Source organism: Paenibacillus sp. FSL H8-0048 (assembly GCF_038002825.1).
Classification (GTDB): domain Bacteria; phylum Bacillota; class Bacilli; order Paenibacillales; family Paenibacillaceae; genus Paenibacillus_AQ.
In genome coordinates this window covers 2,434,425-2,455,326 of sequence record NZ_JBBODF010000001.1, presented here as the reverse complement: position 1 = coordinate 2,455,326, position 20,902 = coordinate 2,434,425, and the positions used below count along the sequence as shown (strand labels likewise).

General features: G+C 51.1%; 15 protein-coding genes and 1 riboswitch. Of the genes, 14 read left to right on the top strand and 1 reads right to left on the bottom strand.

The genetic code is table 11. The features are described from left to right. Positions 1-152 precede the first annotated feature (152 nt). On the bottom strand, positions 153-1,088 hold the full coding sequence (gene corA, locus NSU18_RS10615; protein ID WP_341023178.1) for a magnesium/cobalt transporter CorA: 936 nt from the start codon (positions 1,086-1,088) through the stop codon (positions 153-155). Between the two features lie 526 nt (positions 1,089-1,614). Further along, positions 1,615-1,746: riboswitch (SAM riboswitch) on the top strand. Positions 1,747-1,862: 116 nt separating this feature from the next. On the opposite strand from corA, the gene metA reads away from it, so the two are divergent. From metA to NSU18_RS10545, 14 genes are all read left to right on the top strand, one after another. Next, entirely contained in the window at positions 1,863-2,780 is a 918-nt protein-coding gene (gene metA / locus NSU18_RS10610; protein WP_341019890.1) for a homoserine O-acetyltransferase MetA, read from the top strand. Positions 2,781-2,829: 49 nt separating this feature from the next. Continuing rightward, a complete protein-coding gene (locus NSU18_RS10605; RefSeq protein WP_341148964.1) occupies positions 2,830-3,996 on the top strand; it encodes an aminotransferase class I/II-fold pyridoxal phosphate-dependent enzyme in 1,167 nt (388 codons plus the stop codon). A 227-nt stretch (positions 3,997-4,223) separates the two neighbouring features. Continuing rightward, positions 4,224-5,360: a cyclic dehypoxanthinyl futalosine synthase gene (gene mqnC / locus NSU18_RS10600; RefSeq protein WP_341148963.1), complete on the top strand. Its 1,137-nt coding sequence runs from the start codon at positions 4,224-4,226 to the stop codon at positions 5,358-5,360. A 576-nt stretch (positions 5,361-5,936) separates the two neighbouring features. After that, entirely contained in the window at positions 5,937-10,334 is a 4,398-nt protein-coding gene (locus NSU18_RS10595) for a bifunctional 2',3'-cyclic-nucleotide 2'-phosphodiesterase/3'-nucleotidase (protein ID WP_341148962.1), read from the top strand. A 147-nt stretch (positions 10,335-10,481) separates the two neighbouring features. Next, complete coding sequence (locus tag NSU18_RS10590; protein ID WP_341019898.1) at positions 10,482-11,324, top strand: SPFH domain-containing protein; 843 nt, start codon at positions 10,482-10,484, stop codon at positions 11,322-11,324. 13 nt (positions 11,325-11,337) lie between these two features. After that, a complete protein-coding gene (locus NSU18_RS10585; RefSeq protein ID WP_036722388.1) occupies positions 11,338-11,511 on the top strand; it encodes a toxin-antitoxin system HicB family antitoxin in 174 nt (57 codons plus the stop codon). A 517-nt stretch (positions 11,512-12,028) separates the two neighbouring features. Continuing rightward, positions 12,029-13,966, top strand: coding sequence for a threonine--tRNA ligase (gene thrS / locus NSU18_RS10580; protein WP_341019899.1), 1,938 nt, complete (start codon positions 12,029-12,031; stop codon positions 13,964-13,966). Between the two features lie 171 nt (positions 13,967-14,137). Next, positions 14,138-14,842: a 3D domain-containing protein gene (locus tag NSU18_RS10575; RefSeq protein ID WP_445321851.1), complete on the top strand. Its 705-nt coding sequence runs from the start codon at positions 14,138-14,140 to the stop codon at positions 14,840-14,842. 133 nt (positions 14,843-14,975) lie between these two features. After that, positions 14,976-15,122, top strand: a complete 147-nt coding sequence (locus NSU18_RS10570; protein ID WP_341019901.1) for a hypothetical protein — start codon at positions 14,976-14,978, stop codon at positions 15,120-15,122. A 269-nt stretch (positions 15,123-15,391) separates the two neighbouring features. Further along, positions 15,392-16,471 (top strand): cell wall-active antibiotics response protein LiaF, encoded by a 1,080-nt coding sequence (gene liaF, locus NSU18_RS10565; protein WP_341019902.1) that lies wholly within the window; start codon positions 15,392-15,394, stop codon positions 16,469-16,471. After that, positions 16,472-17,539, top strand: a complete 1,068-nt coding sequence (locus tag NSU18_RS10560; RefSeq protein WP_341148961.1) for a sensor histidine kinase — start codon at positions 16,472-16,474, stop codon at positions 17,537-17,539. It abuts the gene before it with no gap. Positions 17,540-17,603: 64 nt separating this feature from the next. Next, positions 17,604-18,257: a response regulator transcription factor gene (locus NSU18_RS10555; protein WP_341019905.1), complete on the top strand. Its 654-nt coding sequence runs from the start codon at positions 17,604-17,606 to the stop codon at positions 18,255-18,257. Between the two features lie 57 nt (positions 18,258-18,314). After that, a complete protein-coding gene (locus NSU18_RS10550; RefSeq protein ID WP_341023179.1) occupies positions 18,315-19,310 on the top strand; it encodes an ROK family protein in 996 nt (331 codons plus the stop codon). A gap of 154 nt (positions 19,311-19,464) precedes the next feature. Beyond that, complete coding sequence (locus tag NSU18_RS10545; protein WP_341019906.1) at positions 19,465-20,676, top strand: MFS transporter; 1,212 nt, start codon at positions 19,465-19,467, stop codon at positions 20,674-20,676. Positions 20,677-20,902 lie beyond the last annotated feature (226 nt).

Here is a 20,902-nt window from a genome sequence, read left to right as displayed (position 1 = left end):
CAGCGGCCCCAATCTGCGGTTCTGAAGAGCGGAATTCCTGATCGCCGCAGACGCATTACATACGGGTGACATACCAAAAAGACGAAGGCTCCCCGGGTCCCGGGATAACCGGGTATACGGTGCCTTCGTCCTTCGTATTCGTCCGCCCTGCTTCATAACCATTCCTTCTTACGGAAGATAATGAGCATTCCGCAGCCTAGCGTCACCATCACGGCAATGACGCCATAGTAGCCGTACTCGGTGTGGATCTCCGGGATATTGTCAAAGTTCATGCCGTAGATTCCGGTAATCACGGTTAGCGGCATGAATATGGTAGTAATTGCCGTAAATACACGCATGATTTCATTGGCGCGGTTTGCAATACTTGATTGATAAGCTTCGCGCAAGTTGCCCATGAGATCGCGGTATGTTTCGAAGGTTTCAGAGATCTTGACCGCATTCTCATAGATATCGCTGAAATACTTCTGCAGCTGATCGTCGATCAGGCGGAGATCCTTTTTGTTAAGCGTGTTGATAACTTCCTTCTGCGGGCCGAGCATCTTCTTCAGCCAGAGAATCTCACTGCGTAGCCCTATGATCTCGCTCAGATGCGATTTCTTGGTATGCATAAGGATATCTTCCTCCAGCTTCTCAATCCGCGCTTCAATCCGGTCACCGACCGAGAAGAAGTTGTCGACAACGAGGTCGATCAGCAGATACAGGAAGCGGTCAGGCGTACTGACCTCCTGCTCCCACAGAACGGGCTTCAGGACACGCAGCTCATGGATCTTCTGCTTCGTAACGGTAATAATATAATGTCTGCCAAGGAATACGTTGAGCGCACGGAGGAAAATCTCCTCATCATCGAACCGGATGCTGTTCACCACGATGAAATAATGACTCTCATAAATCTCCAGCTTCGGACGCTGATCCTCTTCACTCAGACAGTCTTCCACAGCCAGATCATGCAGGCCGTATACAGGCTGAAGCTCAACAAGGTCCTCCACATCCGCATCAATCCAGTAGAACCCCTCGGCAGGGGCGGTTAAAGTTTCTTCAATATTGTCAATAGGCGTAAAAACCCCTGCATTCACCAGCCGGATTTTCATCTGATTCACTCCTTATGTCCCTGGTCTTCTCCAGGGGTATGCTAATTTCAGCACACGGAAAAAATCAGCTTGGCCGGTGGTACAATCATGGATGAAGGCCAAAAGACGGTCCGAGAGCATGAAGAAAAAGGGCTCCCGCCGCCGGCAAGCTGATGTTAATCCTGTGTGGTTGTTCATTCTGCACGCATATTCGCGAGCCCGGGTCGCCTTCCATTGTTCTCTCACCTCTTCTTTTCGCCGTTTATTTTGAAATATAAAAATTTATAGGTTTCACACCATAACTAATTTTTATATTTCTCGCTGAAACGGTGCCGTCCTTTAAAAGGAGAGCAAAGCCGTTTCCACTTGGTTAAAACACTTGTCTAGTATAACGCCGGGATATGGGTCTTACAAGAGAAATTGTTTTCTGTCATAAGGCCCCTTCAGCATTGTATGGACTTGACGAAAAGGAGGTTCATGATTTAAAGTGAAATTTAAGAAAAAGCATCTTTCGGATGCTTAAGGCTATTCAACTGAATACAGCTAAATCTTATCAAGAGCAGGTGGAGGGACTAGCCCGATGAAACCCGGCAACCGGCGTGTGAGCGCACGGTGCTAATTCTTGCGGAAGCTTTGCAGGGCGTTATTCGTCCGGCCGAAGTTCTCTGGCAGATGAGAGAGGCGCATATGACTGCATGATATGACCTTTCTCGCCCGGGAAAGGTCTTTTTTCGCTACCCTGCCTCAGGTTTAACCACCGAGTGGAACCCTATTTCAGTTAAGGAGTGAACAGCAATGCCTATCAAAATTCCCGACAGTCTGCCGGCCAAAGAAGTGTTATCCGGTGAGAATATTTTTGTAATGGATGAAAGCCAGGCCTTCCATCAGGATATCCGTCCCCTGCGGATCGCCATCCTGAATCTGATGCCTACCAAAGAAACTACTGAGACCCAGCTGCTGCGCCTTATCGGGAATTCCCCGCTTCAGGTGGATGTTGTTCTGCTTCATCCCAGCTCCCACACGTCGAAGAATACTTCGGCTGAGCATTTGAAGAGCTTTTACGTAACCTTTGATGAGATCAGCCACCGCCGGTTCGATGGCCTGATCGTAACGGGCGCTCCCGTAGAACAACTGGAATTTGAGGATGTCAACTACTGGGAAGAGCTGAAAGTGATTTTTGAGTGGAGCAAGCAGAATGTTACCTCGACCATGCACATCTGTTGGGCGGCGCAGGCAGGGCTGTATCATCACTTCGGCGTGCGCAAGGTGAGTCTGCCGGACAAATGCTTTGGAGTGTTTCCGCATACGTTGAGCCATAATAATGTCAAGCTGCTGCGCGGCTTCGATGAAGTGTTCCATGTTCCGCATTCCCGCCATACCGACGTCTCCCGCGAAGATATTGAGCAGAATCCGGAGCTGCAGATTCTGGCAGAATCCGAGGAAGCCGGGGTGTACCTGGTGGCTACGCATGACGGGAAGCAGATTTTTGTCACCGGACATTCGGAATATGATCCCTTCTCGCTGAAATGGGAGTACGACCGGGATATCGCCAAGGGGATGGAGGTTGCCCTGCCGAAGCACTATTATCCCAAGGATGATCCGACGCGTACACCTCCGGCAGTCTGGCGTGCCCATGCCAACTTATTATTCGCTAATTGGCTCAATTACTATGTATACCAGGAGACTCCTTACGATATTGGGGCGTTTATCTAAGAGGTTGACTTATTCTTAATAGAAGTAATTAATTTAGGAGGCAATGGAGATGGATGAGAAACTGAGAATTGAGAGCAGACTGGCACAGATTGGTTCAATGGAGGACCCCGCCACCGGGGCCATTAATTACCCGATTTATCATGCGACGGCTTTCCGTCACCCTAGACTTGGGCAAAGCACGGGCTTTGATTACATCCGCACCAAAAATCCTACCCGCTCTGTCCTCGAAGAAGCGGCAGCGGCCCTGGAATCCGGGGATGCCGGCTTCGCCTGCGCCTCCGGTATGGCTGCACTGACTACGGTGTTCACCTTGTTTGGACAAGGGGACCATCTCATTGTGTCGCTCGACCTGTACGGCGGAACCTATCGGCTGCTGGAACGCATTCTCTCCAAATACGGCATCAGTGCCTCCTATGTAGATACGAACGATCTGGATGGACTGGAGGCGGCCCGCCAGCCGGGCACGAAAGCCGTATTCATTGAGACGCCGACCAATCCGCTGATGATGATTACGGATGTCGAAGCCGTATGTACCTGGGCCCGCCATCACGGGCTGCTTACGATTGTGGATAATACGCTGCTGACTCCATTCTTCCAGCGTCCGCTGGAGCTTGGAGCAGATATCGTGGTTCACAGTGCGACTAAGTATCTGGGCGGGCATAACGATGTGCTGGCTGGGCTGATTGTGACCAAGGGCGCAGAATTGTCGGCTGAAATGGCCGTCCTGCATAACTCGCTGGGAGCGGTTCTCGCACCGAATGACAGCTACCAGCTAATGAAGGGCATGAAGACCCTCGCCCTGCGCATGGAGCGGCATGAGAGCAACGCCCTGGCCATCGCCCGTTATCTGCAGGAGCATCCGGCTATTGCCGAGGTCTTCCACCCGGGCCTGCCGGACCATCCGGGGTATGCCATTCAGAACCGCCAGTCCTCCGGCAACACCGGGATCTTCTCCTTCAAGGTAAAAGAGGCGGGCTATGTGGAGCCGCTGCTCCGCCATATCAAGCTGATCGCCTTCGCCGAGAGTCTGGGCGGTGTTGAATCGCTGATGACCTATCCGGCGATACAGACCCACGCCGATATTCCAGCTGAAATCCGCGATGCTGTAGGCGTGGATGACCGGCTGCTGCGTTTCTCAGTCGGCATAGAGCATGTAGATGATCTGATCGCGGATCTAAGGCAGGCTCTTGAGGCCGCACGGAGCGAGCTGGAATAAGGCGATGTGCCGGACCTGACCAGGCATGCGGGATTCGCAAAACGTACAAGCAGTAGTGCCTTCGGGCGCTGCTGTTTAATTTTGCCTGGGACAAGGTCAAATACCGGTCCTGCGCAGCGAAACATTTTTCAAGAACAGCCGATTGTGATACGATGGGAGAACGAGTATATTTACTTCAAATTAAATTTATCTATACTACTTCATAGATTTAGAGGAGGCCGTCAACAGTGAGTGCAGTCGATCTTATACTGGATAAGGCACTGAAGGGTGAGCGTCTTCAACTGGAAGACACGATCACGTTGTTCGAGAGCAATGAAATTGAGAAGATGGGCGCTGCCGCAGATATTATTATGAAGCGCTGGCACCCGGAGCCAGTGACAACATTCGTCATCGGCCGCAACATTAATTACACCAATGTATGTGATGTATATTGCCGCTTCTGCGCCTTTTACCGCAGACCCGGTTCGGAGGAAGGCTATGTGCTTCCCGATGAAACAATCTATCAGAAGATTGCTGAGACCATGAGCGTGAACGGAACCGAAATTCTGATGCAGGGCGGTACGAATCCCAATTTGCCGTTCAGCTATTATACGGATATTCTGCGCGGCATCAAGCAGCGGTTCCCGGAGATTACAATGCATTCCTTCTCACCTGCTGAGATTATGAAAATGGTAGAGGTCTCCGGCCTGCCGCTGGAACAGGTCATGCGTGAGATTCATGCTGCGGGCCTCGATTCCCTGCCCGGCGGTGGCGCAGAGATTCTCGATGACCGTACCCGCCGCAAGATCAGCCGGCTCAAGGGCTCCTGGCGCGAGTGGATGGATGTCATGCAGACCGCACACCGGATCGGCATGAATACAACAGCCACGATGGTAATTGGTCTGGGCGAGAGCATGGAAGAACGGGCGCTGCATCTGCTGCGTGTACGTGAAGCGCAGGACGAATGTATTGCGAACAAATATGATTCTGAAGGCTTCCTGGCGTTCATCTCCTGGACCTTCCAGCCGGATAATACGAACCTGAAGCTGGACCGCCAGACCCCGGAGGAGTACCTGAAGACCGTAGCCATCAGCCGTCTGGTGCTGGACAATATCAAGAACTTCCAGTCCTCCTGGGTAACGATGGGTCCTGAAGTAGGTAAGCTCTCCCTGCAATACGGCTGCAATGACTTCGGCAGCACGATGATCGAGGAGAACGTAGTCTCCTCCGCTGGCGCGACCTACAAGGTCAACATCGAGTCTATCACCCAGCTCATCCGCGAAGCGGGCAAGATTCCGGCGCAGCGCAACACGCGTTATGACATCCTGCGCACCTTCGAGGATGCCAGCGCGAAGATCGATAATGATTTTATTATGCAGAACTAGAATATAGCCTATACACCAACAGATCCATAACGGGGCTGTGCTACATATATGTAGCACAGCCCCGTTATGCTTTTTGGAAACTATTGTTTCCTCCAGTTCGGAACAAGAAGTATATCAATGCTAAAACTACACGTAAGCCGAATAGCAATCGGTACAGCGTCATGTAGCAAATGTATACGAAAAACAGCATACATTGTGTTCACTCGCAGGCACATGGCCGAATGTATGTGAAAAACAGCATACACTGTGCTCACTCAAAGGCATATGGCCCGAATGTATACGAAAAATAACACACATTGTGCTTGCACGCAGGCGCATGGCCCGAATGTATGTGAAAAACAGCATATATTGAGCTGGTGTTCCAGGTAATCCCATTGCAATGGGATGTCGTTGTTTTTGTCATAGGATTGTAAAATGATATCGTTATTTTTTACAAAAAACGATGAAATAATGTGAGATTTTACACAACAATTTATATGAGTTAATGGAATTTGATAGATTCATAGGGGAGGCTATGATACAATTTTTCGGACAGTGGTAGAATAATATAGCAATCACAGGGAGGAAATTAGATTTATGGGAGAGAGAAGATGGAACAAGCCGATAGCTTCTTTATTGGCTACCACAGTTCTGGCAGCACAGATGCTGGGCGGAGTATTCAATGTTCCTGTGCTGGCGGCAGGAAAGGCTGAGGCTTCTCCGGTGATTAATCCGGGAACCATTAATTTACGTTTGATGAGCACCACTGATGTTCATACGAACGTATATGGTTGGGACTATTTCAAGGGTGCCGCCTCCACGACTGTAGGTCTGGACCGTACTTCAACCTTAGTAAAAGCTGCACGCAATGATCCAGAGGGGAAATACAACCTTTTGCTGGATAATGGCGATTTAATTCAAGGAACACCACTGGGAACGTATATGGCCCAAGTGTCTGATTTCAAGACTAGCGAAGACCAGATTCATCCGATCATCGCAGCGATGAACCTCATGGGTTATGATGCAGCAACCTTCGGCAATCATGAATTCAATTATGGATTGGATTATCTGGACCGGACCGTTAAAGGCAATGTGAGCAGTGTAACTTATAAAGAGTCCACGGGTGCGAAATTCCCTTATATCAATGCAAATATTTATAATGTGTCCAATGGTGAAAATACATTCACTCCTTATCAAATCATCGATAAAGTGGTAAAGGACAGCGAAGGAAACACCGTTACCATTAAAGTCGGCCTCCTGGGTCTGGTTACTCCGCAGATAATGGAGTGGGACAAGGTAAACCTGGAGGGCAAGGTAACGGCTAAGGATATTGTGGAAACGGCGAAGAAGTTTGTGCCTGAAATGAGGGACAAGGGCGCTGATGTTATCGTCGCTATGACGCATTCCGGGTTCGATGCGGCTGCCTCCGGTGAAAATGCAGAGAATGTCATTAACCTGCTGAGCAAGGTTGAGGGCATTGATGCGATTACTTTCTCGCATACCCACAAGGTATTCCCTACAAACGGGGATGACAGCAAGCTGGATGCTTCCTTCAAAGATCCGTCCACCAATAAACCTTATGATAATGATGTAGCCAAGGTAGATAATGCCAACGGACACATTAATGGAACTCCGGCAGTTCAAGCTGGTTATGGCGGGGGTTACCTAGGTCTTATCGATTTGAAAATCGTACCCGATGGTACCAATGGCTGGAAAGTAGACAAAACAGCTTCCAAGGCTTCTACGCGCTCTATTGCTGGCGCAGCCATTGACACCGCTATTGAAGATCTTGCAGGAACGGCACATCAAGCTACGATTGATTACGTGAATCAGCCGTTAGGCAAAACAACTGCTCCGATGAACAGTTATTTTGCAATGGTGCAGGATGATCCGACAGTCCAGATCGTAACCTATGCCCAGCAGCAGTATGTATCTAACCTGATTCATACGAATGAGAATCTGGCCGCCTACAGAGATCTTCCGATCCTGAGCGTCGGCGCACCGTTCAAGGCTGGACGTAACGGCCCGGATGAATATACAGACATTAAGAAAGGCAACCTTACGATTGCCAGTGCAAGCGATTTGTACTTGTATGACAACACACTCAAGGCGATTGTTGTTAACGGTGAAACCGTCAAGAATTGGGTAGAGATGAGTGCAGGAGCGTTCAACCGCATCAAGCCATCCATCTCGACACCCCAGCCGCTTTTAAATTCAGCATTCGCTGTGTTCAATTTCGATGTGATTGACGGCATCAAATATACAATCGATGTTACCCGTCCCGCTAAATATAAGCCTGATGGAACGCTTGTCGATAAGTCCTACAGCCGGGTAACATCCATTACTTATAACGACCAGCCGTTGAACCTAGAGGATAAGTTCGTGGTCGTTACCAACAATTACCGTGCAAGTGGCGGCGGAAACTTCCCGGGTGTCAAAGGCGCTAACATGATCATTGATTCCCAGATGGAGAACCGCCAGGTGCTGATGGATTACATCAAGGAAGCGGGAACCGTTGATCCTACCGCAGACAACAACTGGTCGATTGCACCAATCGAAAGCAACGTCACTGTAACATTCCCGTCTTCACCTAGAGCAGCAGCGGTCGCTCCTGCAAATATTACAACCACGGATACTACAGATGTAAGAGGTTTTGAGATCTACAACCTTGACTTGAAAAAGGCTGCTCCAACCCCAACGGGAGATGTTGAAGTCCATCTGCTGGGCATTAATGACTTCCACGGCCAACTGGACACTACCTCGGTGGTGAATGGTGAAGCAGTAGGCACAGCGGCAACACTTGCTGCTTATTTGAAGGAAGCCCGTGCCAAATATGAGAATTCACTGCTGTTCCACAACGGCGACTCTGTGGGCGCATCCGCTCCGGTATCTTCACTGGAACGCGACAAGCCTACGATGGAATGGATGAATCTCATGAAGTTCGATGTCGGCACCCTGGGGAACCATGAGTTTGACCAAGGTGTTGAGGCTATGAAGGCTCAAATCTATGGCGGTAAGGACCCTAAGAACGAGAAAGTTGTTCATAGTGGCGCAGATTTCGATTATATCAATGCTAATGCAGTAGACAGCACCACCGGCAAACCTATTATCACCCCTTATGTTGTAAAAGACGTTGGCGGCGTGAAGATCGGCTTCATCGGAGTGGTGACCAAAGCAACGCCAAGCAAAGTATCGCCAGCCGGTACAGCAGGTGTGAAGTTCCTGAGTGCCGAGGAAGAGGTCGCGGCGATTGAGAAATATGCGGCCGAGCTGAAGAGCAAGGGCGTCAATACGATCATCGTGCTGGCCCATGATCCGGCTACTACCAAGGTGGATCCAGTCACCAAAAAGAATGTATCCACCGGTGAAGCTGTGGATCTGGCCAATGCGCTGCCAGCGGATTCCCCGGTTGATGTTATCGTAGCCGGAGACAATCATGGCTATGCCAATGATACAGTGAACGGTAAGCTGATCGTTCAGGCTTACTCTTACGGAACGGCTTTTGAAGACATCAAGCTGGTGATTGACGGAGTTACAGGTACAGTGAAGAGTAAAACGGCTACTGTAACGAATACGGTTCAGAGTAAAATCGCACCGGATGCAGAAACCAAAGCTCTGGTAGACTATTATCTCGGACGTCACCCGGAGCTGACTCAGCCCGTAGGAACTACTGACGGTACCATTACCCGTACAGATGCCTACACTAAGGAATCAGCATTGGGTAACCTGATTGCAGATGCAATGCGTCATGCTATTTTCAAAGAGGGCGAGAAAGATCCTGCTGATTTCGCCTTCATGAACCCGGGCGGTATCCGTGCGGATCTTCCGAAGGGCAATGTAGCCTTCGGGGATCTGGCGAAGATCCAGCCGTTCGGCAACACGCTGGTGAAGCTGACGCTGACTGGACAGCAGATCAAGACTCTGCTTCAGCAGCAATGGGCAGTTAAGCCTGACGGCACCGTAGACACGAAGACCCTGCAAATCTCAGGTCTGAAATATACAGCCAACATGTATCTGCCGGTTGCAGAGCGTGTGGCTAACCTGACTAAGGCTGACGGAACTCCTATTGAAATGTCGAAGAGCTATACGGCTGTAGTCAATAACTTCATGGCTGCGGGCGGCGACAATTATAAGGTGTTAACCGAGGCAAGCTCCTCGCTGGCCGGACCGATTGATCTGGATGTATTCTATAAATATATCGTCGACACATTCAAAGGCGGCGCGATCACTGCTGCCATTGAAGGCCGGATCACCAATGTGGAGAAAGACCCTGGAACGGTTACTCCGAGCCCTAGCCCTAGCTCTAATCCGAACCCTGGTAACCCTGGACCGGTTACAACTGCAACACCTAAGCCAACTGCTTCGCCTTCGGCCACTCCAAGTCCGGCTCCTTCGGCAACACCAGCCGCAACGGCAGCTCCAACGCCAAGCCCGGCTGTACCTGCTGTAGCCTTCAAGGATCTGGGCAAGGTAGCCTGGGCCGCAGATGCCATTAATGCATTGGCAGCCAAAGGCATTATCAAAGGGATGGACGGCACGAACTTTGCACCAACGAAGAGTGTAACCCGCGCAGAATTCGTAACCATGCTGGTTCGTTCACTTGAATTGAGCAATACGGCTTCACCTGCGAAATTCAGCGATGTGAAGCAGGGAGTCTGGTACTCCGATACGATTGCTGCGGCGGTGAATGCAGGTCTTGTAAAAGGCTCCGGCAACGGTAAATTCGAACCGGGCCGTGAGATTACCCGCGAGGAAATGGCAATTATGATCGCGAATGCCCTCAAAGGTCAGCTGCAGCCGGTAGACACTGCAACGTTGAACAAATTCACAGATAAGGCCAAGATTGCCCCTTACGCCCAGCAGGCAGTGGCACAGCTGACTCAGATGGGTATCGTCAACGGAGTGGATGCCAAGCAGTTCGCACCGAAGAGTATGGCTAACCGTGCTCAGGCTGCGGTCATCATCTTCCGTATGCTGGAGAACAAAGCTTCATAAGTTGAAGTTTACTCATGCAATCATGAAATGATAATCAACAAGATGGAAGGCCCTTGCTGAAATAGCAAGGGCCTTCTTGTGGTTTACATTTGTATCCAAAAATGATATCATAATAATATCAAATACATATCTAATGGAGGCGGCATTATGAAAGAGAAAATTTTGCATCCGGTCAGCGGTTTTTGGGTCATCGCTCTGATTGCCATTTGTATAGGCGGCGGAATTTATGGTGCGGTTCAGGAAAATGTGGCTTTGCCTGTTATTCTGTTCGTAGCGGCGTTCATTTTGAGCACAAGTATATCCGTGGTTCAGCCTAACAAATCGGTGGTAGTGACTTTTTTTGGCCAATATGTGGGTACGATTGCCTCCAGCGGGTTGTTCGCGGTCATTCCGTTCAGCATCCGTAAGACGGTATCCCTGCGGGTCCGCAACTTCAACAGCGTGAAGCTGAAGGTCAATGATGTCGAAGGTAATCCGATTGAGATTGCTGCAGTGATTGTGTTCAAGGTCATTAATTCCGCCAAAGCGCTGTTCGATGTAGATAAATATATGGCGTTTGTGGAAATTCAGAGTGAGACAGCACTGCGTCATGTGGCGAGTAAGTACCCTTACGATAACTTCAATGAGACCGGCATGTCCCTGCGGGCCAATGCTGATGAAATTGCCAAAGAGCTTGCCGTAGAGCTGCAGGAACGCTTGTCCCTATCGGGTGTAGAGGTCATTGAAGCCCGGCTGACCCATCTGGCTTACTCCACTGAGATTGCCAGCACGATGCTGCAGCGCCAGCAGGCTTCGGCCATTCTGTCCGCCCGCCAGATCATTGTGGAGGGGGCTGTCAGCATGGTCGATATGGCGATCCGTCAGCTTAAGGAGAGCGGTGTGGTTGAACTGGACGAAGAGCGTAAGGCAGCTATGATCAATAATCTGATGGTCGCGATTGTGTCCGAGCGCGGCGCGAGTCCGGTAATCAACGCCGGCTCGTTGTACTAAAGGCGGTAATATTATGGCGGCCAAAAAAAGCTTTCCGCTGCGGATCGATCCCGAGCTGCACGAAGCGCTGGAACGCTGGGCGGGAGAAGAGTTTCGCAGCGTGAACGGACATATTGAATATTTGCTGCGTGAGTCTTTGAAGCGTGCAGGCCGCTTGCCGGTTAAAAAACGCAGGGAAGAAGAATAATCTGCCCCGGACGGCGGCCCTTCTGGCCTGAAGGGGGACAGCCGTTTTGCGCTTGACGGAAGATAAGCTGAGATTTATAATTGCCTTAATTCATGTTATCAGCGTTGACGAAGATATGGACCACTTGCTTTGGACCGTTTCAGAGAGAGGGAGCTTCAGGCTGCAACTTCCTCCGGTACCGGCTGCTGGTTTACCCCTTTGTAGCTGCGGTTATGAACTCCGGACGGCTTCCATACTAAGGAACCTTGACGGATAGTAAGAACCGCCGGTTCATGGCCGTTATCCCCATGCTAACGAAGGATTATATTCTGCAGTGAAGCCGAAGTATAAGCGGCAGCTGCCAGGATGGATCGAATTTGGGTGGAATCACGGGTGCAATCACTCGTCCCTTTGCGGGACGGGTGTTTTTTGTGTGCAGAAGCTATGGGTGGTAGCCGCTTGTAAGCTTAGGCTTGCGAAGTGAGTGTGTGAAGAGTTCAAGGAAGTATAGCCCAACAAACCTTAGGAGGAAGTAATCATGTCAGTAAATATTAAGCTTCCGGACGGATCAGTCCGGGAATACGCAGACGGCAGCAGCATTGATGATGTAGCCGCCTCTATCAGCAGCGGACTGCGCAAGAACGCCGCAGCAGGCAAGCTCAACGGGATTGTCGTAGACCTCTCAACACCGCTGCAGGAAGGCGATCTGGTAGAGATCGTAACGCTTGATTCGCCGGAAGGTCTCGAAGTGATGCGTCACAGTACAGCTCACTTGATGGCGCAGGCAGTAAGACGTCTGTTCGGTACCAAGGAAGTGAAGCTTGGAGTCGGTCCTGTGATCGAAGACGGCTTCTATTATGATATGGATCTGGAGCATCCGCTCAATCCCGAGGATCTGCTGAAGATCGAGAAGGAAATGGACCGTATTGTCTCGGAGAATCTGCCGATTGTCCGCCATGAGGTCAGCCGGGGGGAAGCGCTGGAGCGCTTCGGCGAACTGGGTGATCCTTACAAGCTGGAGCTGATTGAAGCTCTGCCGGAAGACAGCGTAATTACCATCTATGAGCAGGGCGAATTCTTCGACCTTTGCCGTGGCCCGCACTTGCCGTCTACAGCCAAGATCAAGGTATTCAAGCTGATGAATGTGGCCGGGGCTTACTGGCGCGGAGACAGCAAGAATAAGATGCTGCAGCGTGTGTACGGCACAGCCTGGATCAAGAAGGCACAGCTGGATGAGCATCTGCGCCTGCTGGAGGAAGCGAAGAAGCGCGACCACCGGAAGCTGGGCAAGGAGCTGGAGATTTTCACCTTCAACCAGTTAGTTGGACAAGGCCTGCCGATCTGGCTGCCTAAGGGCGCGAAGCTGCGCAGTATTCTGGAGCGTTATATTGTCGATCTGGAAGCAAGTCTCGGATACCAGCATGTCTACACTCCGGTACTGGGGAACGTAGAGCTGTACAAGACTTCAGGGCACTGGGAGCATTATCAGGAAGATATGTTCCCTAAGATGACTATCGATAATGAAGAGTTCGTGCTGCGCCCGATGAACTGCCCGCACCACATGATGATCTACAAGAGCTCGATGCACAGCTACCGCGATCTGCCGATCCGTATTGCTGAGCTTGGGATTCAGCACCGTTATGAAATGTCTGGAGCCTTGACCGGTCTGCACCGCGTGCGTTCCATGACGCTGAATGACTCACATATCTTCTGCCGTCTGGACCAGATTAAGAGCGAGTTCATCCGCGTGCTGGAATTGATTAAGCAGGTATACAGCGACTTCGGGATTGAAGATTACCGGTTCCGCCTATCCTATCGTGATCCTAAGGATACTGAGAAATATTATGCCAACGACGAGATGTGGGAGACTGCACAGCGTATGCTGCGTGAGGTAGTCGAAGAAGCCGGCCTTCCGTTCTACGAAGCCGAAGGCGAAGCAGCCTTCTATGGTCCGAAGCTCGATGTGCAGATTAAGACTGTACTCGGCAAAGAAGAGACACTCTCGACCGTACAGATTGACTTCCTGCTGCCGGAGCGCTTTGAGCTGGAATATGTCGGCGACGACGGCCAAAAGCACCGTCCAGTTGTCCTGCACCGCGGGATTCTGGGAACCATGGAACGGTTCGTAGCCTTCCTGCTGGAGAACTTTGCCGGTTCACTGCCGCTCTGGTTGTCCCCGCAGCAGGTGAAGATTATTCCCGTATCGTCAGCCTTCGACGAATATGCGAAGGAAGTGGAAGCGAAGCTGCTGAAGAGCGGCATCCGTGCGGAAGTGGATTTACGCAATGAGAAGATGGGCTATAAGATCCGTGAAGCCCAGCTCGAGAAGCTGCCGTACATGTTCGTAGTCGGCGAGAACGAGATGAATGCGGGCAGCGTGTCGATCCGCAAACGCGGTGAAGGGGATATTGGTGCCCGGGCGCTGCAGGAAGCCATTGATTCGCTTGCCCAGGAAATTGCCGGACGTGTAATCTAATTCAGTCTGCTTACTGAACCTCTGTTATAAGCCTCGTGAGACCGCTATGGCGCGGTGTCATGTATAAAGTTTTGTGAATCGGGAAACCCTCGTACTATGGGGAGGGTTTAACTAATGAACAAAATGGGCTTATACCAGAGGTTTTGGTGTCTTTTCGTCACGATCGTCCTTATGCTGACCGCTGCCGGGATCTTCCCGGATTACGTGCGCAAATCGGCTCAGGCGAGAGGGATGGAAGACACTGCAGGACAGCATGGAAGCAGTATACAGAAGCAGTTACCCGTTGATCGCCAGCAGGCAGGCTCAGCATCCCGTCTTGGAGGCTCCTCTAGAGCCGTACAGCCGGATGCCGCAGACAAGGCTGCTAAGCCAGAGGTACAGGCAGCTAAACCTAAGAAGAATGCTGTTAAGGCCCCCGGCTCGGTTCCGGTAGCCGCTCCGGCTCCAGAGCAGATTATCACCTCGCTGAAAGTAATGGCGACCGGCTATACAGCCGGATACGAATCCACAGGCAAGACAGCGAAGCATCCTGAATATGGGATTACGTATTCAGGTGTTAAGGTACGGCGGGATAAGAATGCGGTATCCACAATTGCAGCGGACCCGAAGGTGCTGCCGCTGGGAAGTATTTTATATATACCGGGTTACGGATATGGAATTGTGGCCGATACCGGATCGGCAATCAAAGGACGCAAGATCGATCTCTACTTCAGCACCACCAAGCAGGTCTACAAGGAATGGGGCAAAAAGTCGGTCGTAGTTCAAGTGATCAAGCGCGGCGACGGAAAATGCACGGAAAGTATGCTGAAGAGCCTTGGCCATGCTATCCAGACTTATAATGCGGTTCCGCAATATTTGCTGGAAGAAGCTATTTAAGGGATATTTCAGCCGGATAACCGGGAGTTTGAATTTATTTTCACGAGCGCATGCATAATACTGCGGCCTGCTTCCCATAATATCGACTGGGGCAAATACTTGCTTCTTCCGATACAATAGGGAGGTGATTCTCGTGGCTAATTCCAAGAAACCAAAGGTACAGGAAAATTTCAAAACACCAAATGAAAAATACAATGCAGAATTCGCTGTTGAAAATGACGGTGCGACTAAGCAAAGCAGCAGTTCTCTGACCAAACCGGCTCAGAAACCGCAGCAGTAATACTTGGTTCCCGGTAAGCTCCTGAAGCAACAAGCTGTCCTGCCATGTCCGGATTACGGGCTGGAGGGCAGCTTTTTTAATAGAATTTTTTAGATGTTTTGGGGTTATTTTAATTGGTTATAGTTTAACTTATTATTCCAGCTGTCTCGGTCTGGAGACTGAGATATGGTTCCTTCTTACGCCGCTGTTCTCTACGGCATTCTTCCTGTAGACTAAGGCTATAAGTGTTCAAGAGGAAGAGTTGTATTTACGACAAGGAGGATGACATTATGAAACGAAGGTTCACCAGCCGGGTACTCGGCGGCCTGCTCCTCATCGGTCTGGGAGGAATGTTCCTGCTACGGCAGATGGGCTACACGGATTTCAGTCTGAGTTCGCTGATCTCCACCTATTGGCCCGTTATTCTGATCGTGATGGGCGTACAACGGTTTTTGGCTCCGGATGAGGATCGTTCAAGATTCTCGGCAACACTCGGCGGATTCATCTATCTGGCCATCGGGGTATTTTTCCTGGGACGGAATTTAGACTGGTTCTACTATTCGGCAAGCGATTTCTTCAAAATGCTGATTCCGGTTATGCTGATCGGCGGCGGATTATCTGTCATCTTCAGACCGCGGCGTAACACTCCGCCTGTACCTCCGGCACCGCCTTCACAGCCCGGCTACTACCCGCCTGGACCCGGCAAGAGTCCGCTGGATACAGCGCCGCCCGCTCCGCTGGAGTCCACGCTCGATCAGCAGTTCGAGCAGAAATTCGGCAAGCCGGCTGGCAGCGGAGAGCGGAACTGGAACGATTATCTGCATAAGAATGAGGAGGACGATGGCGGTAATCCGCTGCATGCCTCGGCAGATACACGCTGGCAGGAGAAGCAGGAGCGCCAGGAGCGCAGACGCCAGGAGCGTCAGGAACGGCAAGCCCGCCGTCACGGCGAATGGCATGAGGAGTTCCAGGATTCCGGGAATGATAAGGATACAACGAACCGCTCGGCTTTTATCGGCGACGTGCATATGGGCAAGGAGCATTTTCAACTGAAGCGGACCAACATTTCGCAGTTCATCGGGGATACAGTGCTGGATCTGACCAATGCGCAGATTCCTTACGGCGAGACCAGGATTAATATCTCTGCTTTTGTCGGCGACATCAAGGTATACATTCCAGATGATATGGATCTGGGCGTGGCTGTGACCGGCAGCTCGTTCATCGGTGATATGCAGGTGCTTGAGCAGTCGCGCAGCGGGTTCATGAGTAATGTGCAGTGCAAAACGCCGTATTATAAGGAATCGGGCAAGAAGGTCCGTATCAACGTCAGCTGCTTCATCGGTGACGTTAAAGTTAAAACGGTGGGTTAAATGGGGATGATCTTCAGTAATACCAAGTGGATGCTGCTGGTCTATTTCCTGCTTAGCGGCGGGGTGACAGCAGGGCTGATGTATGCCGGGACATGCCTGGGCTACATTCAGGTGGTGGATACCCGGATGTGGATCTACCTGTGTATGGGCATTGTACTGTTCACAGTGATCATCGGCTACATCGCCGGTCAGCGGATTCAGCGGCGGATCGATCATCTGGATCTGAATATGCTGCAGGTGGCTAAGGGGAATATGTCGGTGCGGATGCCGGAGAGCGAGGACCAGTCCTTCGCACGTGTCTACCATGAGTTCAACATCATGATGGATACGGTCGAGAAGAAGATGAAGCGGCTCCAGCAGCTGGGGGAACAGGAAGTTATTGAGAAGGAAAAGGCAGCGGAGAGCGCGGTACTGGAAGAGCGCAGGCGTATGGCCCGGGATCTGCATGATACGGTGAGCCAGCAGCTGTTCGCTATTCACATGTCCGCCTCCTCGCTGCCTAAAGTGCTTGAACGCAGCGCCGAGCACGGCAGGACGGTGATGGATCAGCTGATCAGCATGTCCCAGATGGCGCAGAAGCAGATGAGGGCGCTGATCGCACAGCTGCGTCCGGTAGAGCTTGAGGGGCGTAATCTGTTCGAAGCACTGGAGAAGTGGTTCCCGGATTACTGCCGCCAGAACGGGCTCAAAGGGGTGAAGGAGCTCGAGCTGCAGGGTGAGCTGTCCGAAGCGATTGAGCATCAGCTGTTCCTGATTATTCAGGAGTCGATGGCGAATATCGTGAAGCATGCCGGCGCACGGGTGGTCAGTCTGTCCCTGCGGGAGGTGCCGCGCCAGGTCGTGCTGAGCATCAGCGATGACGGGCAGGGCTTCGAGCATGTGCAGCACAAGCAAGGCTCCTACGGGCTCACAACTATGCGTGAGCGTGCCGAGAAGCTCGGCGGCCAGGTCGAGATTATCAGCCGCAGGGGAGCGGGAACGACGATCCGCGTACATATACCAAAGTTTGTCCAAGGCCGCGCGGAGTCGGCTGCTGACGGGACTGAGGCCGATTCTGAAGAGGCTTGATATGCTCTTGCTGTGAGGAAGCTGTGGCTGTATCATGCTTATATATTATTAGGGGGAGTGCGGAATGAGTCTCGTAAAAGTACTGCTTGTAGATGATCACGATATGGTGAGGATGGGCCTCAAAACCTATCTGATGCTGGACCCGATGTTTGAAGTAATCGGAGAAGCAGCCAATGGTCATGAAGCGCTGGCGATGCTGCGCGAGCTGGGACAGGAGTCGCTGCCGGACTTGGTGCTGATGGACCTGATGATGCCGGTAATGAACGGGGCTGAGACCACCCGGGCGGTCCTGGCTGAATTCCCCGGGCTCAAGATTGTCATCCTTACCAGCTTCCTGGAGGATGATCTGGTGGTCGATGCGATTGAAGCCGGAGCTGTCAGCTACGTGCTTAAGACCGTCTCGGCAGAAGAGCTGATCTATGCGCTGCAAGGCGCGTATCGCGGCATGCCCGTGATGACGGGGGATGTGTCGCAGGCACTGACCCGCGGTATCCGCCAGCGCACGGTCCAGGGCGACTCCTCCGGCTTGACTGAACGGGAGAAGGAAGTGCTGCTGCTGATCGCCGAGGGCAAGACGAATAAGGATATCGGCGAGGAGCTGCATATCAGCATCAAGACTGTGAAGACCCATGTCAGCAACCTGCTGATGAAATGCGAGCTGGATGACCGCACCCAGCTGGCGATCTATGCCCACCGCAAGGGCTGGGCACAGGGATAGCAGCTCCAAAACATGAAAACATTAGTTCAATTTATATAGTGAACCGATAAGGAGGCTATCCGAATAGCAAACGCCAATCTGTTGAAAGAAATTAACCTGAATAATGTGCGTCAGGTGATGAAGCGTATGGAGACGGCTACAAAACCCCAGCTAGCTGCACTGACCAAGCTAAGCGTAGTAACTGTGAACTCGTTAGTTAAGGAACTGTCCGGGTTAGGGGAGTTGTTTGAAGACTTGGTAGTGCCTTCCAACGGGGGCAGACCCGCACAGACCTATCGCTATAATTACGATTTTAGCCTCGCGCTGGTGATGTACGTGACAGAAAAAGCGGGAAAGGTCCTGGTTTCCGCCGCAGTAATCAATTTGAAGGACGATATTATGATGAAGGATGAGCATATCATCCCGGTTTTCGAAAGAGATTTTTTCTATACAATCATAGTACAGGCACTAAGCCAGTATCCTTCCATCAAGGTGATTGGCTTAGGTATTCCGGGACAAGCGGTAAATGGTGAAATTAAGGTCAGCAGTCTCCGGGAACTGACAGGCTCACGGTTAATTGAAGAGATAGAGACCCGGTTTGGGCTGCCTGTTCTGGTGGAGAATGATGTGAATGCAGCGATCAGCGGATATTGTATGAAGCATAGTGAAGGCGAAGAGCAATATTTACTGGGTCTCTACTTTCCGAACGGTTACCCGCCGGGTATGGGGATCTACTTGAACGGCAGTATTCTAAAAGGAAATCAGGGGATGTCAGGAGAGGTAAAGTTTCTTCCCGATATGCCAGAGTGGAGCGTGGAGATGACCCTGGATACATTCATAGCTGCAACCTGCAGGATATTGCAGACGGTGAATGCTGTTCTGGCCCCGGATAGAATTGTCATCTATCAGGACAGAGTGGAAGAGGAAGTCTGGGGAGCGGCCTGGACAGCCTATCAGCTTCAGCATCCCATGCCTGTTTATCCAGAGGTCGTCTTACAGTATACCTTCCAGGAAGATTTCGAGCACGGTCTGCGCAGGCTGACCCTGAAGGAGTTAGAGCCGGAACCCGCCTAGACCGGGCTTCTTAAGAACCCTTGTTAACTACAGGGGTTTTTTGTTGTTTTCTGGATAAGTAAAACAGCTCCTTGACAAAAAATCAGAGAGAGAACATACTTAATATATATACTTTATAAAGTTTATTTATTAAGTGATTTTAGGAGGAGAATCTTTGTCTACCTATTTTTTGATTATTATTTATCTGGCTTTTATCAGTCTGGGACTTCCCGATTCTTTACTTGGCGCTGCGTGGCCCGTGATCTGGCCGGAGATGGGTTCATCGCTGGGATCAGCGGGAATCATCTCGATGATTATTGCCGGAGGGACCATCGTGTCCAGTCTGTTCAGCAATACAATCGTGAAGCGCCTGGGGACAGGACGAATTACCTTTATCAGCTGCCTCTTAACCGCTGCTTCATTGTTCGGATTCTCCGTGTCGCCATCTGTGTTGTGGTTCATCGTAATGGCCGTTCCGCTAGGACTTGGGGCAGGAGCCGTGGACGCGGCGCTGAATCATTATGTGGCTGAACATTACAAGGCTCATCATATGAGCTGGCTGCACTGCTTTTGGGGCGTAGGCGCGACTCTGGGACCCATGATTATGTCAGTCAATCTCGTACATGCCCAGTCCTGGAGAGGAGGATATGCGGTAGTTGCCGGCATACAGTTCGGATTCGCGATGATTCTATTAGTAACGCTTCCGCTATGGAAAAGAGTTGCTGCCACGCGTGAGCCTCAGCTTCCCGCAGCGCTTAGCGGCAATTTTCCAGATGAGTCAGCAGTGAACCTTAAGCCGCAGGAGAGTACTATCCGCTTAAGGGGTGTTAAGCCTACGCTGTTAACGTTCTTGTTGTACTGTGGGATAGAAGCGATGGTTGGACTGTGGGGCGCCAGTTATCTGGTGGGTGCAAGGGGGGTTGCGCCAGATACGGCAGCGGCTTGGATCTCCGTATACTATGCGGGCATAACAGTTGGCAGGCTGATCACCGGCTTCATCACGTTAAAGGTCCATAACCGCCTCCTTATCCGTTACGGTCAATTGGTGACCCTTATAGGTGGAGCTATTCTTGTAATCCCGCTCGATCCGGCCCTCTCACTTTCAGGACTGATATTGATTGGTCTGGGCCTCGCACCGATTTATCCGGGTCTCCTGCATGAGACGCCGACCCGGTTCGGCAAGGAAAATGCAGCCCGCTTAATCGGATATCAGATGGCGGTAGCCTATACGGGGACAACGTTAATTCCGCCGTTGTTCGGGCTTTTATCCGTGCGCACCAGCATTGCCGTGTTCCCCTTTGCTGTACTTGCGCTCCTGATCTTCATGTTCTGCAGTGCAGAGCGGGTGAACCGGCTGCTGGGCCGGGCTACTTTGGGGAGGGAATAAACGGATGGCTTATATTCTTATGTGTGCAATCATCTGGCTGGCAGCCTACTTTCATATGGCAGCATTCCAAGAACCAATGGAAGTGAAGCCTATCCGTACTGTAGAAGATCTGTTTGATTAATCAACTATTTATCATCGTCCGGGTATCTTTTATCTCCGCTTAAATTGTTTTTAATGTGACCTTAAGGTTTACAGTACAAAATAAGGACATCAAAACAAATAACAC

What these genes read in the sequence shown, in the direction of transcription:
- corA (WP_341023178.1), bottom strand. Translation starts at nt 1,088, where the DNA reads ATGAAAATCCGGCTGGTGAATGCAGGGGTTTTTACGCCTATTGACAAT.
- metA (WP_341019890.1), top strand. Translation starts at nt 1,863, where the DNA reads ATGCCTATCAAAATTCCCGACAGTCTGCCGGCCAAAGAAGTGTTATCC.
- NSU18_RS10605 (WP_341148964.1), top strand. Translation starts at nt 2,830, where the DNA reads ATGGATGAGAAACTGAGAATTGAGAGCAGACTGGCACAGATTGGTTCA.
- NSU18_RS10595 (WP_341148962.1), top strand. Translation starts at nt 5,937, where the DNA reads ATGGGAGAGAGAAGATGGAACAAGCCGATAGCTTCTTTATTGGCTACC.
- NSU18_RS10590 (WP_341019898.1), top strand. Translation starts at nt 10,482, where the DNA reads ATGAAAGAGAAAATTTTGCATCCGGTCAGCGGTTTTTGGGTCATCGCT.
- NSU18_RS10585 (WP_036722388.1), top strand. Translation starts at nt 11,338, where the DNA reads ATGGCGGCCAAAAAAAGCTTTCCGCTGCGGATCGATCCCGAGCTGCAC.
- thrS (WP_341019899.1), top strand. Translation starts at nt 12,029, where the DNA reads ATGTCAGTAAATATTAAGCTTCCGGACGGATCAGTCCGGGAATACGCA.
- NSU18_RS10575 (WP_445321851.1), top strand. Translation starts at nt 14,138, where the DNA reads ATGCTGACCGCTGCCGGGATCTTCCCGGATTACGTGCGCAAATCGGCT.
- liaF (WP_341019902.1), top strand. Translation starts at nt 15,392, where the DNA reads ATGAAACGAAGGTTCACCAGCCGGGTACTCGGCGGCCTGCTCCTCATC.
- NSU18_RS10560 (WP_341148961.1), top strand. Translation starts at nt 16,472, where the DNA reads ATGGGGATGATCTTCAGTAATACCAAGTGGATGCTGCTGGTCTATTTC.
- NSU18_RS10555 (WP_341019905.1), top strand. Translation starts at nt 17,604, where the DNA reads ATGAGTCTCGTAAAAGTACTGCTTGTAGATGATCACGATATGGTGAGG.